Consider the following 15,197-nt stretch of genomic DNA (forward strand, 5'->3'; position numbering starts at 1 on the left):
AGGATTTTTTAGTTTTATAGATTTATTGTACTGAAAACATAATTTATAAAGGTGGCTTTCGCAAGATGAAACGTTTAGCAATTAATTTAGTTATTTTGGCATCTGTATTTTTCGTTTTTACAGCATGTTCCAACAATTCTAAAGATAAAAAGGAAGATACATTAGTTATTGGTATTGATGATAAATTTGCTCCAATGGGGTTTAGAGATGACAATAATGAAATTGTCGGCTTTGATATTGATTATGCAAAAGCTGCAGCAAAAAAAATGAATATGTCAGTTGAATTTCAACCAATTGATTGGAAAACAAAGGAGTCAGAATTAAGCAGCGGTCGGATTGACTTAATTTGGAATGGCTATACTATTACTGATGAACGGAAAGAAAAAGTTCTTTTCACAAAGCCCTATTTAAAAAATACACAAGTTGTTGTAACATTAGCGGACTCAAAAATAACCAAATTAGATGATTTAAAAGGAAAAGTTGTTGGTCTCCAATCTCTTTCTTCTGCATCCGATGCATTAAATAGTAGTCCTATTAAATCAAAAATTAAGGAAGTTACCGAGTTTTCCGATAACGTATTAGCATTAAATGATCTGAAGTCAGGTCGTTTAGATGCAGTTGTCATTGATGAAGTTGTTATTGATTACTATATGACAAAAGAACAAGATTCCTTTAAAATCCTTGATGAATCACTTGCTCCAGAAGAGTACGGAATTGGGGTTAAAAAAGGAAACGAAGCATTATTAGAGAAGCTTCAAAAAGCACTTGATGAGATGAATGAAGATGGCACAGCCGCTGAAGTTTCCGAAAAATGGTTTGGTGAAAATAAAGTATTAAATTAAGATCGCAAATGAATCGTAAACAAAACAGGATTTCTTTCCGAAACCCTGTTTTGTTTTGTTGGAGGAATAGAAATGTCAGTTGATTATATTATATCCATACTAAAACCAATGTTAGAAGGAGCCCAAGCAACCGTCCTATTATTTCTTATTGCTATTGTAGTGTCCATTCCACTAGGTTTCCTGTTAACACTCGCCATCCGATCTAGCATCAAGCCAATCGCATGGCTGGCAAGCTGTTATATTTACATCATGCGCGGTACCCCGCTATTGCTGCAATTATTGTTTATATGCTTTGGGTTACCAATGATTCCAGGAATTGGAGAATATTTAGTCCTAGATCGTTTTGTCGCTGCCTCTTTAGGATTTATTTTGAATTATGCAGCCTATTTTGCCGAAATTTTCCGTGGAGGTTTACTTGCAATTGATAAAGGTCAGTATGAAGCATCTCAAGTGCTTGGTTTAAGTAAATGGCAAACCACCACACGCGTTGTTTTACCACAAATGTTTCGAATTGCCCTTCCTGCTGTAGCAAATGAATCTGTCACACTAGTGAAGGATACAGCCTTGCTTTATGCTGTTGCTGTACCTGAGTTACTGCACTTTGCCCAAACGGCAGTAAACCGTGATTTTACGATTATGCCCTTTTTCATTGCTGGAATTATTTATCTCATCATGACCCTGCTATTAACAGCATTATTTAAATGGCTGGAGCGCAGATTTAAATTTGAATAAGAAGGACGGATACTTATGGCAATCATTGAAATAGAGAATATAAAAAAATCATACGATAAGGTCGAAGTGTTGAAGGAGATTACCTTTAATGTCAATAACAATGATGTTGTGGCTGTTATTGGTCCCTCTGGTTCTGGAAAAAGCACAATGCTCCGATGTCTTGTCGATTTAGAGAAAATCGATGGAGGAACGATTCGTGTTTCTGGAGACGAATTAGTGAAAGATGGAATATATGCTCCGCAGCAAAAAGTCAAACAAATTACAGCAAGAATGGGAATGGTTTTTCAGCATTTTAATCTATTCCCACATCTTACTGTAAAAGACAATATTCAGCTTGCACCAAAATTAGTGAAGAAAGAAGCTGCTTCTTCCCTTCAAGAAAGAAGTATGACGATCCTCGAAAAAATTGGTCTATCTAATTTTGCTAATGTCTATCCTGCTAAACTATCTGGAGGACAAAAGCAACGTGTGGCAATTGCTCGAGCATTAATGATGGAACCAGAAATTTTACTGTTTGACGAGCCGACATCTGCATTAGATCCTGAACTAACTGGAGAAGTATTGGAGGTTATGAAAGACTTAGCCAAAGAAAAAATGACGATGGTTGTTGTTACCCACGAAATGGGGTTTGCCAAAGAAGTAGCAAATAAAGTCATCTTTATGGACAACGGTGTCATTGAAGAGTCTGGTCCGCCAATCAACCTATTTACAAACCCACAATCGCCTCGAACAAAAGCTTTTTTGAGTCGAAATTTGAAGTAATAATAACATCGCTCTCCCTTGGAAAGCGATGTTTCTTCTGTCTAAGGCTGATTACCACAACTTTATTTTTTAAAAATTCTAAATTTCCTGCCTTTTTTACTACTTCCTTCCCAACCGAATAACATTCCAAGACATTTTTGGCAGAATGAGTATTAAATTGCCATTTTCCATATAAGATTCTTGAAAAGCAACAGGTTTAACTGCTTCCTGGTGAAGTGTATTAATTGCTTTAGGATCATCGTTTGCAAGAACTATATGCTCCACAATGGAATATCCTTCAAACGACCTAATATCTACCTCTACATTTAATTGATTATCTAAGCTTCTATTAACAGCAAAGATGACAAGCTCCTCTTTCTCCTCATTATAGACAATAGACTGATCTAAATATGGTACATCTGTAAAATCTGTCGAATCATATTTTGGTGAGTCTACAATCGCTTGGATTGCTGTTCCACGCCCATAAACAGATGTGTAATAGTATGGATAGAAAATAGTCTGCTTCCAAGACCCTCCACCTGTTTCCGTCATTATTGGCGCAATAACATTAACTAATTGGGCAAGGCAAGCAATTTTAACTCTATCTGAGTGGTTAATTAAAGAATTCAATAAACTGCCTACAAGCAATGCATCTTCAAAATTATAAACATCTTCTAAAAGTGGTGGCGCTACACTCCAAGGTTCTATTTGCTTATCTTGATCATTCGAGTGAAACCATACATTCCATTCATCAAAGCTTAAATGAAGTTTTTTCTTACTTCTCTTCTTCGCTTTAATATAATCACAGGTTGCAATAACTGTTTTAATAAAATCATCCATATCTAATGATTTTGCGAGGAAATTCGCTGTATCATTGTCTCTATTACCATAATACGTATGCAGTGATACATACTCAACGTAATCATATGTCTGATCCAATGAGGTGGCTTCCCATTCAGGGAATGTTGGCATCGCTGTATTGGAGCTTCCGCAACTTACAAGTTCAATGCTTGGATCTACAATTTTCATTGCTTTTGCTGTTTCGGCAGCTAGTCTTCCATATTCATAGGCAGTTTTATGACCAATTTGCCATGGACCATCCATTTCGTTACCTAAACACCAAACTTTAATATTATGCGGGTCTTTATAGCCATGTTCTTTTCTCAAATCGCTCCAATAGGTCCCTCCTGGTAGATTGCAATATTCTAAAAGGTTACGGGCTGCATCAATGCCGCGCGTTCCAAGATTTACAGCCATCATTACTTCCGAATTCACTTGTTTTGCCCATTCAAAAAATTCATTTGTACCTACTTCATTGGTTTCGATAGAATTCCATGCTAGTTCCAATTTTCGCGGGCGTTTTTCCTTTGGTCCTACTCCATCTTCCCAATTATAAGCAGATACCATATTCCCTCCCGGATATCGCACAATAGGAACTTGTAATTGCTTAACTAACTCGATTACATCTTGACGAAAACCATTCTTATCCGCAGAAGGGTGTCCAGGCTCATAAATACCTCCATAAACCGCCCGTCCTAAATGCTCTATAAACGAGCCATAAATACGGGAATCTATTTCCGATATTTTAAAAGATTTATCGATTACCATTTTTGCAGTTTTGATATTTTCAGTCATAATTCTCTCATTCCTTTTCCGATGTATTTTGATTTACATAAATGAATTTTTTCAGAAATAAACAAGTGCTATTGATATCATCAAAAATTATCTTCATCAATAACTAAATTATTATCAATTTTTCTCCAATAAATATGGCTGTTGATAAACACGATTAGGGAAACTCCGATTAAGGCTAATGGAATCAACATTTGGCAAAAATAAATGATTAAGCAGGCTACTACTACCATCAAGATGCTCATTGGTAAATTTTTAATTGCTATAAAAAATGCGGTTCGTAATAGCTCTAAAACCGTCCCATCAAATGTTAATAAAACTGGAAAGACAGTAACAAAGAACAAACCAAAAAGAAAAACTAAGAGAATATAAAAGTAGTAAATGGTTAGTGATGTATTTGCTGCCATTTCAAAATAAAAATTACGTACAGATAGTAACAGCATTCCAAAACCAACAACAATCAATCCAGCCATCATATTTCTAACAAAATTCGTCTTAAATGATTGGTAAAATTCTGTAAAAACATTCGTTTCTTTTCCAGTAATTAGAGAAAACATACACCGATGGAGTGCGACAGTGGATGGACCAATTGTAATTAATGGAAGACTAAACAATATCCAGAAGAAGTTTAAAGCAATAATAGAATAGAGCTTTCCCATCCGTTCCCAAAAAGGTGAATCATATTTAAATTTCATCGCTCTCGCCTCCTTATCTCCGCTCCTTTATCCTTTTACTGCGCCTGCTGTCATACCTTCTACAAAGTACTTATTAAATATCAAGTACAAAATAAATAAAGGCAGAATAGAGAAAATAGATCCAGCCACTAGGACATCATAATTATTTCCATAAGGAGTTAATAATGTATTTAACCCGATAGGTAATGTAAATTTTTCTGCTGACCGTAAAACAATTAATGGCCATAACATACTATTCCATGCCCCCATAGAACTCAGAATTGCCATTGCTGAAAAAGCAGGTTTTGAAATTGGCATAACAATGCGCACACAAATTCCATACTCGCTACTGCCATCGATTCTTCCTGCATCTAATAATTCTTTTGGGATGCCTGAAAGATATTGTCTAAAGAAAAAAATGGTTGAAGCATGTACTAATCCAGGAAGGATAACGCCAGCATAGGTGTCTATTAGTCCAAAACTGATCATTTGCTTATATAATGGCAGCATCAATATTTCAAAGGGAACCATCATTGTTGCTATAACGAGGAAAAACAATAAGTTTTTAAACTTAAAATGGTACATCGCAAAGCCATAGGCAACAAAATAACAGATAATTAATGTTAAAACTACCGAAACAATGGTAATAATCAAACTGTTCTTATACCAGTCCAAGTACCCAGTACTTCCATCAAACAGATAGCTATAGTTGATAAATGACCAATTTTCAAAATCTAAGTTTAGATTTAAGCCGTTTCTAATTAACATTTGGCCTGGGCGAAAGGATGCAAACAGTCCTGAGATAAAGGGGATGGCAACACTAGCACACATAATAATAAAAAAGCCGTTAATTAAAACTTTTACTAGAGGATTTTTGCCTTCTTTCTTCCCTTTTTTAATTTCTAATGAGGAGCTTGCTAAATGATTATTCTTACCCATACTTATTTGGCCTCCTTTTTAAACATGCCGCTTGAAAGCAAGTACACCATGCTAATGGATAAAGCAACAATTAATAATACTAAGCCAACAGCAGAGGCATATCCTAAATCATTCTTTTCAATTCCCCTTCTATACAAATAACCAACAATCGTTAACCCAATATTTTTGGGAGAATTATTGCTTCCATATATCATAAAGCTTTCAAGAAACATGGCTAATCCGGCATATATACTGATGGTTGTCACATAAATTCTTGTCGGCTTAAGTAACGGCAGAGTGATATGCCAAAATCTTTGCCAAGCATTTGCGCCATCTACTTTTGCCGATTCATAAAGAACCTCATCAATTGAGCTTAGTCCCGCCTCAAAATATAGAGTATTTACTCCCATCCATCTCCATGTTGCTAATAAAAGGAGTGCAAACATGCCCGTACCCCAATTTTTCAGCCATTGTTTTGACTCCAGTCCAAAAAAATGAAGGATTTGGTTCATGAGTCCAGAATCCATTTCACTAAACATATAGCGAAATAAAATACCTGCTACTACGACTGAAACTAATGCTGGCAAATAGATAATCGATTTATAGACTCTTTTCCCTACTACACTTTTTGAATTTAATAAAAATGCGCAGAGCATAGGGATCGGAATTAAAATGATTAACGTTAATATTGTATAGATAACACTATTTCTAACAGCGATATGAAATACCTTATCGCCTAACAACTTTTCATAATTTGCAAGTCCAACAAATTCGCTATATCCGTTCCCAATATTATGAAAACTCATCTCTATAGTCGAATACATTGGATATATCCAGAAGAATGACAAGCTAACAATAAACGGCAATATAAACACATAGGGTGCTATTTTCTGAGAGAATAAAAAAGCCTGGATCTTCTTCAAATTCATTCCTCTCCTTTTCGTCAGTGTCTTTAAGACTACCTCGTAAAGGTAATCTTAAAGACGTCACTTATTCTTGCTCAAAGTCGACCTCCGCTTGTGCATCTTCAAGAGCTTGCTTTACATTTGCACCATTCTCTAGAACCTCATTTAAAGTGGTTAAATTAAATACTTCATTGATAGTAGTCGTAATTGGCACCGTTTTAATCAAATTTACTTCATCTTGAATTTCCAATAATGTATCAAATGGATTATTAACAAAGTACTTTACATACTCATTGTCTGGATTATGAGTGATATCTTTATTAGTCCAAACCTTTGTATTAACCGGATCAAAACCAAGAATATTCCAGATTTGTTCCCCGCCTTCTTCCGTTAACTTTGCCCAAGTCATAAATTCAGCTGCTAGCTCAGCATTTTCAGAGTCTTTATATACGACTGTACCTGTACCACCTGCACCATTTGAACGTTTTTGACCTTCCTCAAACACAGGTGCTGGGGCAATAGCAAATTTGCCAGACATCTCTGGCATATAATCTGTAAAACGAGACATATACCAAATAGCTTTAGGGAAGGCAGCCACTTCACCTTTTGCCACTGTCGCATAGCCTTGTTCTGTATCAATTTGTCCCCCTGGAGTTACTTCGGCAATCCCGCTTTCTAACCAGCCTTGCTGCATTGTTAGCATATTGTTTAATGAATCCAGCTTCACATTTGCATTGGATGGATCTTTTACCCAAGATTCTCCGTGTTCCGACATTGCTAATGTCAGCCAATCCGCACCGCCAGTATCAACAGAGGTCATATAAACTTCTCCATTAGTAGCCTCTTTTAACTTCTCACCAGCTGCTGCAAAGTCATCCCATGTTTTAATTTTGGTATAATCAATTCCATGTTTTTCGAGAATCTCTGTATTGTAGTACATGACAGTAGCCCCAACATGTGTCGGTACTCCATAATAGTTGCCATCTTTTTCATAAGCATCTAATCGAGATGTCACCAAATCAGCCTTATACGGTTCTACATAACTGTTTAATGCCAGCCATGGAACTTCTCCATCTAAATAGTTAGGAAATTGGCCAATTTCTACATCTGCTAAATCAGGAATCCCTTCTCCTGATTGGACGGATAAAGTTAGTTTCGTATGCATATCTGCATATGGATAGACAGTAAATTTAATTTGAATTTGCTTATCTGGATTCGTTTCATTCCATTTATTCAACATTTCCGTGTAAAATTTTTGGTGTAAATCCACGAATAACCACATATCCAACTTCGCACCATCTTCTGGTCCAACTGTCGTAACCTCTGCTTCTACCTCTTTCTTGTCACTTCCCTTTCCCCCAGAGGAATTCGAACAACCAACAACTAAAACAGCCATCAGAAGAATTACAAAATAGGAAAAGCCTTTTTTGGGTAACCCCATAATCTCTGCCCCCATTCGATTTTTTGTATTTTTGAATTTACGTATTTCAAAGATCACCTCCTGATAGTTAAAACGCTTTCACAAATAGGTATATTACCATCCTCAAATTTTTATGTGTAATTCTTATACGCACTTTTTTATTTTTTCCAAAAAAATGTACGGATGTAATAAGCGTTTTTTTCAACCCATCAGAAGTGATGAATTTGGATGTGTGTATATTAGTTCACAAAAATTAATCACTAAAAAAAGAGTTTATCCCTGTCTCTTCTAGGCTTATCTAACAAATATTTGACCATACATCTTTTGGAACTACTAAGTCAAATCGAAAAGTTCCAAAATTGTATGAGTAATTTTGGTCAATATAGAAGAAAATACATCTGTAGGAGCTATTTACAAAAAAGGAGGATTTCTGTTGAATAAAAAGAATAATGATCAAACTACAAAAGTTGCAGGACGCATGTTTGATCCAAGTGATTATGAAAAAAAAGACCAACTTTCTTCTGGCTTGGCAACTACTCATGAACAAGCTACTGATACTTATACAGAAGGAGAAATTGGTGCTGTAATTGATGATGTGGATGGCGAGGATATAGAGATAGGGAAGAAAAGAACTAAATAACAAATAGAAAAAGGATGCATTCTTTTGAGAGAAAGCATCCTTTTTCTATTTTTCATGCCTATGCTATGCTTGCTAAGAAATTGTTACTCTGGAATATATGGTAATTCAAGTGTTTTCGGGATATTAATTACATGGGTCTCCACATAAGATTTTAATCCTTCTTCTCCATACTCTCTTCCAACTCCAGATTGTTTCACCCCGCCAAATGGGAATCGCACATCCAAGCCTTGAACAGCTGCAGTATTAATCATTGTTGTGCCTGCCTCAATGCGACGGGCAACTTTAATTGCATGTTCTTCTTCGCCCCAAACAGAACTTGTTAGACCATAAATGCTCTCATTGTGTAACTCAATTACTTGCTCTTCATCATCAAAAGGCAAAATTGGCACAGTCGGTCCAAATTGCTCTTCTACAACAATTGGATCATGAAAATCAGCGCCTAATACTAATGTAGGCTGCAGAAAATATCCATTATCCATTAATTCGGGATTGAGAATTTCCCCTAATGGAATCACTTTAGCCCCTTTACTTTTTGCATCTTCTACAAGACTTTTAACATATTTCACCTGATTTTTATTATTTACTGGGCCTACCGTCACATCAGGATGAAAAGGATCGCCAACGCGAATCCACTTATTCGCCGCTTCGATATATTTCTCTACGAAAGCATCATAGATTGATCGATGAACATAAATGCGTTTCGCTATCATACAAATTTGTCCTGCGGTAAGGAAGTTTGAAATAACCATTCTTCGCATCGCTTTTTCATCATTTACATCAAAGTCTTCTAGCACAATTGCGGCATCATTTCCTCCTAACTCAAGCGTCATCTTTTTAATCGTTTCAGAAGCAGCCTTCATAATACTCTTAGCTGTCTTCGTTCCACCCGTGAAGGCAATCTTTGCAACTTTTGGATTCGATGTAAGCTCTACCCCTACCTCTGCATCCCCATGGACAAGATTGAGCACACCTGGAGGAAATTCTTCTGCGATAATTTCTACTACTTTACTGACAGCTAAAGGAGCAAATGGACTTGGTTTTACAACCATTGTATTTCCAGTTAATAAGGCTGGTGCTATTTTAATAGTGGATAAAGAAATAGGATAATTCCATGGAGAAATAGCGGAAACCACACCTACTGGATCAAATGTAATGATTGTTCTCCCATTTTCATGCTCTTTTTCTTGGGGAGCAACAACTTTCTTTACATTCTTGCATGCAAATTCCATCCACATGATAGAGATTGCTATTTCACCTTTGGAATCATATAAAGCTTTCCCATGTTCCCGAGATAACAAAGTAGCTATTTCAGGTGTTGCATCCTTTAATTTTTGAATAGCTCGTTCCATTCTTTCGATCCGCTCATCTACATCCGTCCAAGCCCAGCCTTTTAACGCATCATAAGCTGCATCAATCGCTAGTACCGTTTCTTCTTGCGTATTAAGAGGTGCATATCCTACAATCTCATCCGGATGTGTTGGATTTTCACGTGGAGCTTGCTTTTCAGTTGGTACTTTCTCTCCATTGATAATGGCATGTATAGTAATTGGTCCTGTTTGCATATTCCGACTCCTCCTTGTAGGAATTATTTACTTCATTAGTATGAATTAGGTTGTTAAGGTATATACAGTGAGAACGATAAAAACAATTAGATTTTCTTGAGCGACTTATTAACCCCCATAACTTACCGTTACACTATATTAACTTATACACTTTTTAATAGGAGTTTAATCTAGAAAAGCTACTTTTTTTGTGAAAAGAGGATGGAACTGGACAACGGAATTTTCTATAACGGAAAATATCTCCTCTTTCAACTATTTCTCTAATTAATTTTGAAAACTAGTTCGCACGAATATTTGGAGAGGGAGTTTCGACACTCACACTATGAAAAAAGGTATATTCAGTTTGTAGGAGTACTAAATGCACAAACATTTTTATACTTAATAAAAGGGTGGGACAAAACAAAATATATATTGGATAAAGACGAACAATCTCTAATTCAGTGGTGAAACCAATTCGTTCCATTGCACTACAGACACACGATGCGCCGGGGAGCAACCTAAGTCTCCTCGGCTAAAGCCAGTGGGGTCTTAGGCTTTGCTCTGCTTCCCGCAGGAGTCGAGTATCCTCCGTTCCATTTCACTCCTTTTTTAAAGCTTATTTAGTTTTTAAGCAAATTAAAATTACTAGGAAAAAACAGAGCAGACTGAATACACGTAGACTCCTATGGGAGCTGCGAGAAAGTCCAAGACCCCGCAGTTCAAGATGAACGAGGAGGCTTGGCGCTCGCCCCATGGAAAGCGAAGTGTATTCAGTCTGCGGGTGATTACCACAAACCTTTTTTCTTAAAATAAATAAAAACCCCCAAACAATTATACGAATATTCTCTAATATGTACGTATAATTGTTCGGAATTATATTGGGTTGAAATACTTATGTCTCACCCCCATATCCTCGAATAGAAGCTTTTCTCTTTATAAGTTAATTTTGACCATAGTAAGCATATGCTCCGTGTTTTCTAAGATAGTGCTTATCTAATAAATGCTGATCCATAGAAGAAATAGTCGGATTTAGATTAAGTGTATGATAAGCCATTTTGCATACTTCCTCTAAAATAACGGCATGATGAAGTGCCTCTTTTGCATTCTTTCCCCAAGCAAACGGACCATGACTAGATACTAAAACTGATGGAATTTCATTGGGATTTATTCCGTTTTTATAAAATGTTTCTACAATGACATTTCCTGTCTCTCGCTCATAGTCCCCTTTGATTTCTTCTTCTGTTAAACTTCTAGTACATGGAACAGAACCATAAAATGTATCTGCTTGTGTAGTACCTAAAGCAGGCAATTCCTTAGTTGCTTGAGACCAGATAGTGGCCCATGGGGAATGTGTATGAACAATTCCGCCGATATCTTTAAAGTTTTTATACAACACTATGTGAGTACTAGTGTCCGATGAAGGTTTTAAATGACCCTCAACTACTTTCCCTTCAAGGTCAACTACAACTAAGTCACCTACCTTCAAGTCCTCATATTCTACTCCACTTGGTTTAATAACAACTAGTCCCGAATCACGATCAATACCACTTACATTTCCCCAAGTGAATGTCACTAAATGATGTTGAGGTAAACCTAGATTTGCTTCTAAGACTTGTTCTTTTAATTTTTCAAGCATAGTTTTTTTCACCTCTCCTTAATGATTCCCTATTTTTTATACTTTGCGAAAATTTATCTATCAACTACTAGTTATCACCAAAAGATACTAAAACCTTATTGTATTTCAATGTTCGATCTGCCATTTTTTTTAAATAGGCACCAACTTCATCAACAGTAATCTTATGAGAAATCATTGGTTTAAATTTCAGAGTGCCTTTTGTCATGAAATCTAAAGTTGCTTTCCAAGCAATCCCCGGATAGGGGGCTGTATATGAATTCCATGTACCTTGAATTTTTATCTCACCTCGAAGAACATGCTCTATTGCCTCTTCTTCTAATGGAAGATTTGAATGTGCAATACCCAAAAAAACTACACGTCCTTTTTTCTTGGCTGCTAATATGGATTGTTGCTGAGTAATTTTACTTCCGGCTGTTTCAGCAACAACATCTGCTCCTCCATCAGTAAACTTGCGGATTTGTTGAATAACATCAGATACTTTAGCATTTATTACAATATCTGCTCCTAAATCCCTAGCTAGTTCAAGTTTTTCTTCAAATATATCTACCGCAATAACAGTAGATGCCCCAAAGATTTTTGCCCATTGTATTGTTAACTGTCCAATGGGTCCACACCCCATTACGACTACCGTTTCACCTGGTTGAATTTGTGCTTTTTGTAAGCCATGGTAACCAATTGTAGCAGGTTCAACTCCTGCAGCCGTTTCATAATTTAGTCGATCATCAATTTGCAGAACATGCCTTTGGGGTACTTTTACATATTCAGCAAACGCTCCATTACTTCCCGTTCCAATAATGTTATAATTTTCACATAGTGCATAATCACTTGCCTGACAAAATTTACATTCCCCACACGGTACAAGTGGCGCAACTACCACTCTATCTCCCTGTTTTACATTCGTTACATTTCTCCCAATTTCAGCGACTTTTCCAGTAAACTCGTGTCCTAAAATAAGTGGATATGTCCGAGCTCCACTTATCATAGAACGCGGTACATCAGAACCGCAAATACCACAATAAACTACCTTGATTAAAACTTCATCTTCATTGATTTGCGGTATGTCTATTAACTCTGTTTGAATATTTCCCAATGAGTATAAAACTGCTGCTTGCATTTTTTGTTGCATTTTCAAACTCCTTTCTCTATTTTTATGGACACTTTCTGCAATTATATAAAATTGTAATTTCCACCCATTTATCCGGTATCCTAGCCAACTCGAAATCATTTGAGAACTTTCATGTCCTCTTATTCTTCCGTGCTGACTAGCCACCAATACAGTGCAGAACTCTCTATCTATGCTGCGGAAGAGGTTTCTTTGTCTTGAGAATTTTTCTCAGCTTGACGATCTAAATAATCGTAAATTGCCATTTTATTTTTTCTAAAAAAGAACCATAGAATGAAATAAGCGACAATCGTTAATCCAATAAATATAGGATTCTGACTTAAAAATGCTAAAAAAATTAATCCCATTAATGGCTTTCCCAGTATATTAAAACTTGTTATTAACAATGCTCCAGCTGGTAAAGCAATGCCGACGTCTTTGGCAATTTCGGTAAATAAGGGTGCTGTATACGTACACATGTATAATCCAAGACCAAACCAGATAGCTCCATTGACCATAATCTTAGCGATATTACCATTTGAAATAGCCACCAGGCCTTGGACCATAAAGGGAATAGCTAATAAGTCAACAACTGGTAGCACTTTATTTCCTGGAAGAACCATCGCTAGAAATACCATCACTGGAATTAATAATACTCCTGTCATTAATGTTGCTTGTTCTCCAAAACCTGCTGCATCATTGACAGCCAAATACCATTCTCGATTAGATCCTTTTTCTTTTTTGACCGTATTTTTTCTAGCTGCCTCTGTAATTGGACTAAATGCTTGAGCAAAAAGCCCCGCAACGCGCGGGAAAATTGCCATTACCGCACTTGTTGCAATTCCAACTAAAGCAATGGATCCCCATGCATCCAAACTATTTAATGTTGTTAAATTACCTAATACTCCAATGAATATTCCTAGAAACAACCCCAAAGTAATAGGTTCACCTAAAAATCCTAACCGCTTTTGCAAGGTTGCTGGATTTAATTTGATTTTATGGAATCCCAGTTTATTTAAAAGGGGATCCATTAAAACTCCAAATATAGTAGGTTCAATATTATGCATCGCAATAATTGTTGCATTTGGATAATTGTAATATTTTGACCATCTTCTTGCCATCAGCTCTGCATTCAATAAGCTATAAAGGTTAAGAACAATCATACATCCAATCGATAAAATCATATTATCTGTGACCAGATAAACCATTGATCCCCAAATCACATAGGAATAATTATTCCATAAGTCTGATGGCTGGAAAACATCTGTCCACTTCACAAGGAATAGTACCGTTTGCAAAATTAGTCCAACAGCTAGGAATATCATCCCCGGTTCGGTAGAAAAGCCTACTATTGCTGTGGCTTGCCATCCCACATCAAAACCTGTTAATTCCATTCCAGTAATATCAACCATGTTTTGAATTACAGGTGAAATAATTGGTGTAAAGGCGCCTAGAACCATTGTAAATCCTTGTAATCCAATACCGGCATAGAGAGCGGAAATAAATGCTTTCTTCATCGATACTTTAAGTAATAATGCAATAATAAAAATAATGATTGGAACTATAATTGGAGCGCCAAACGTATCAAAAACTTCTTTCAACGTTTCTAAAAACATTCCCATTCCCCCAGTCTATTATTTATTTAGCGCTTTAAGCACTTTTTCCACTTCCTCATAAAACTCATCTTCACCTATTCCAGTTAAACAGCTGCTAGCACTAATGGTTGGGATACCATAATCCGCAACTGGCAATGGACTAGTGTGTGTAATTAAGTCATAATTTCCACTTTGAGCATAATTTAGAGCTTCTGTTGGTTTTGCTTCTGTAGTTCTAACATGGAAGCCTCTAGTCTCCATTTCCTCTTTCAGCTTCTCAGCTACCATCGATGACGTAACCGTTCCTGAACCACATACGGACAATATGTTGTAACTTTTCATTAAAAGTCCCCCAATTCAAATTTATTTAAGCTAAAGCACTACTTAAAATATCAGAGATAACTCGACTATCTTCAGCCTTTTCCATTCTATTTAAAAGCTCTTCGTTCTGAAATATAGCCATTAGCTGCTTTAATAATTTCACTTGCTTTTTTGGTTCTTTAACTGCTAGTAAGAAGACTAATTTCACATCAACTTTCTGGGCAGGATCAGCCATTAATTGGAAATTGACAGGTTCTTCTAAGGTTGCTAAAGCAATGGTTGATTCCTTTACATGTGTGGAGTCTGTATGTGGAATAGCTACATTAATACGGCCAATTTGCAGACCAGTAGGTAAAGACATCTCTCGTTGAAGCACTGCATCAATGTAAGTGTCCGTAACATAACCAGATTCTAATAACATCTCTCCCAAAATCTTAATTACTTCCTCAGAGCTATTTACTTTTAATTTTACTTTTACTAAGTCTAAAACCATGATTG

General features: G+C 36.3%; 15 protein-coding genes. 4 read left to right on the top strand and 11 right to left on the bottom strand.

Going from position 1 to position 15,197, the window contains the following annotated elements; genetic code table 11:
* Positions 1 to 65 precede the first annotated feature (65 nt).
* The 3 genes from NST77_RS15245 (at position 66) to NST77_RS15255 (ending at position 2,336) form a co-directional block, all read left to right on the top strand.
* Positions 66 to 842, top strand: a complete 777-nt coding sequence (locus NST77_RS15245; RefSeq protein WP_123258189.1) for an amino acid ABC transporter substrate-binding protein — start codon at positions 66 to 68, stop codon at positions 840 to 842.
* A gap of 72 nt (positions 843 to 914) precedes the next feature.
* Positions 915 to 1,574: an amino acid ABC transporter permease gene (locus NST77_RS15250; RefSeq protein WP_095330399.1), complete on the top strand. Its 660-nt coding sequence runs from the start codon at positions 915 to 917 to the stop codon at positions 1,572 to 1,574.
* A gap of 15 nt (positions 1,575 to 1,589) precedes the next feature.
* Positions 1,590 to 2,336 (top strand): amino acid ABC transporter ATP-binding protein, encoded by a 747-nt coding sequence (locus NST77_RS15255; RefSeq protein WP_095330398.1) that lies wholly within the window; start codon positions 1,590 to 1,592, stop codon positions 2,334 to 2,336.
* A gap of 99 nt (positions 2,337 to 2,435) precedes the next feature.
* Here NST77_RS15255 and arfA read toward each other — a convergent pair whose 3' ends face one another.
* The 5 genes from arfA to NST77_RS15280 all read right to left on the bottom strand — a co-directional run bounded on the left by arfA (position 2,436) and on the right by NST77_RS15280 (position 7,885).
* Positions 2,436 to 3,950, bottom strand: a complete 1,515-nt coding sequence (gene arfA, locus NST77_RS15260) for an arabinosylfuranosidase ArfA (protein ID WP_095330397.1) — start codon at positions 3,948 to 3,950, stop codon at positions 2,436 to 2,438.
* A gap of 80 nt (positions 3,951 to 4,030) precedes the next feature.
* Positions 4,031 to 4,642 carry a YesL family protein gene (locus NST77_RS15265; protein ID WP_163187849.1) on the bottom strand — a complete coding sequence of 204 codons (612 nt, stop codon included), beginning with the start codon at positions 4,640 to 4,642 and terminating at the stop codon, positions 4,031 to 4,033.
* 27 nt (positions 4,643 to 4,669) lie between these two features.
* Positions 4,670 to 5,560, bottom strand: coding sequence for a carbohydrate ABC transporter permease (locus NST77_RS15270; protein WP_171509911.1), 891 nt, complete (start codon positions 5,558 to 5,560; stop codon positions 4,670 to 4,672).
* A gap of 2 nt (positions 5,561 to 5,562) precedes the next feature.
* Complete coding sequence (locus tag NST77_RS15275) at positions 5,563 to 6,468, bottom strand: carbohydrate ABC transporter permease (protein WP_095330395.1); 906 nt, start codon at positions 6,466 to 6,468, stop codon at positions 5,563 to 5,565.
* Positions 6,469 to 6,529: 61 nt separating this feature from the next.
* The gene (locus tag NST77_RS15280; RefSeq protein WP_164463697.1) at positions 6,530 to 7,885 is read right to left on the bottom strand and encodes an ABC transporter substrate-binding protein; all 1,356 of its coding nucleotides are present in this window, start codon (positions 7,883 to 7,885) and stop codon (positions 6,530 to 6,532) included.
* A gap of 412 nt (positions 7,886 to 8,297) precedes the next feature.
* Here NST77_RS15280 and NST77_RS15285 point away from each other — a divergent pair, with 412 nt between their 5' ends.
* A complete protein-coding gene (locus NST77_RS15285; protein WP_095330393.1) occupies positions 8,298 to 8,504 on the top strand; it encodes a YozQ family protein in 207 nt (68 codons plus the stop codon).
* Positions 8,505 to 8,587: 83 nt separating this feature from the next.
* On the opposite strand, the gene NST77_RS15290 is transcribed toward NST77_RS15285, so the two are convergent.
* From NST77_RS15290 to NST77_RS15315, 6 genes are all read right to left on the bottom strand, one after another.
* Positions 8,588 to 10,066, bottom strand: coding sequence for an aldehyde dehydrogenase family protein (locus tag NST77_RS15290; RefSeq protein ID WP_123260614.1), 1,479 nt, complete (start codon positions 10,064 to 10,066; stop codon positions 8,588 to 8,590).
* A 919-nt stretch (positions 10,067 to 10,985) separates the two neighbouring features.
* On the bottom strand, positions 10,986 to 11,681 hold the full coding sequence (gene araD / locus NST77_RS15295; protein WP_095330391.1) for an L-ribulose-5-phosphate 4-epimerase: 696 nt from the start codon (positions 11,679 to 11,681) through the stop codon (positions 10,986 to 10,988).
* A 67-nt stretch (positions 11,682 to 11,748) separates the two neighbouring features.
* The gene (locus NST77_RS15300; RefSeq protein WP_171509913.1) at positions 11,749 to 12,807 is read right to left on the bottom strand and encodes a galactitol-1-phosphate 5-dehydrogenase; all 1,059 of its coding nucleotides are present in this window, start codon (positions 12,805 to 12,807) and stop codon (positions 11,749 to 11,751) included.
* A gap of 167 nt (positions 12,808 to 12,974) precedes the next feature.
* Entirely contained in the window at positions 12,975 to 14,399 is a 1,425-nt protein-coding gene (locus NST77_RS15305) for a PTS galactitol transporter subunit IIC (RefSeq protein ID WP_123260613.1), read from the bottom strand.
* Positions 14,400 to 14,417: 18 nt separating this feature from the next.
* Entirely contained in the window at positions 14,418 to 14,720 is a 303-nt protein-coding gene (locus NST77_RS15310) for a PTS sugar transporter subunit IIB (protein ID WP_095330388.1), read from the bottom strand.
* 25 nt (positions 14,721 to 14,745) lie between these two features.
* Entirely contained in the window at positions 14,746 to 15,192 is a 447-nt protein-coding gene (locus NST77_RS15315; RefSeq protein ID WP_123258194.1) for a PTS sugar transporter subunit IIA, read from the bottom strand.
* Positions 15,193 to 15,197 lie beyond the last annotated feature (5 nt).

The organism is Niallia sp. FSL W8-0177, from assembly GCF_038006285.1.
Taxonomy (GTDB): domain Bacteria; phylum Bacillota; class Bacilli; order Bacillales; family Cytobacillaceae; genus Niallia; species Niallia circulans_A.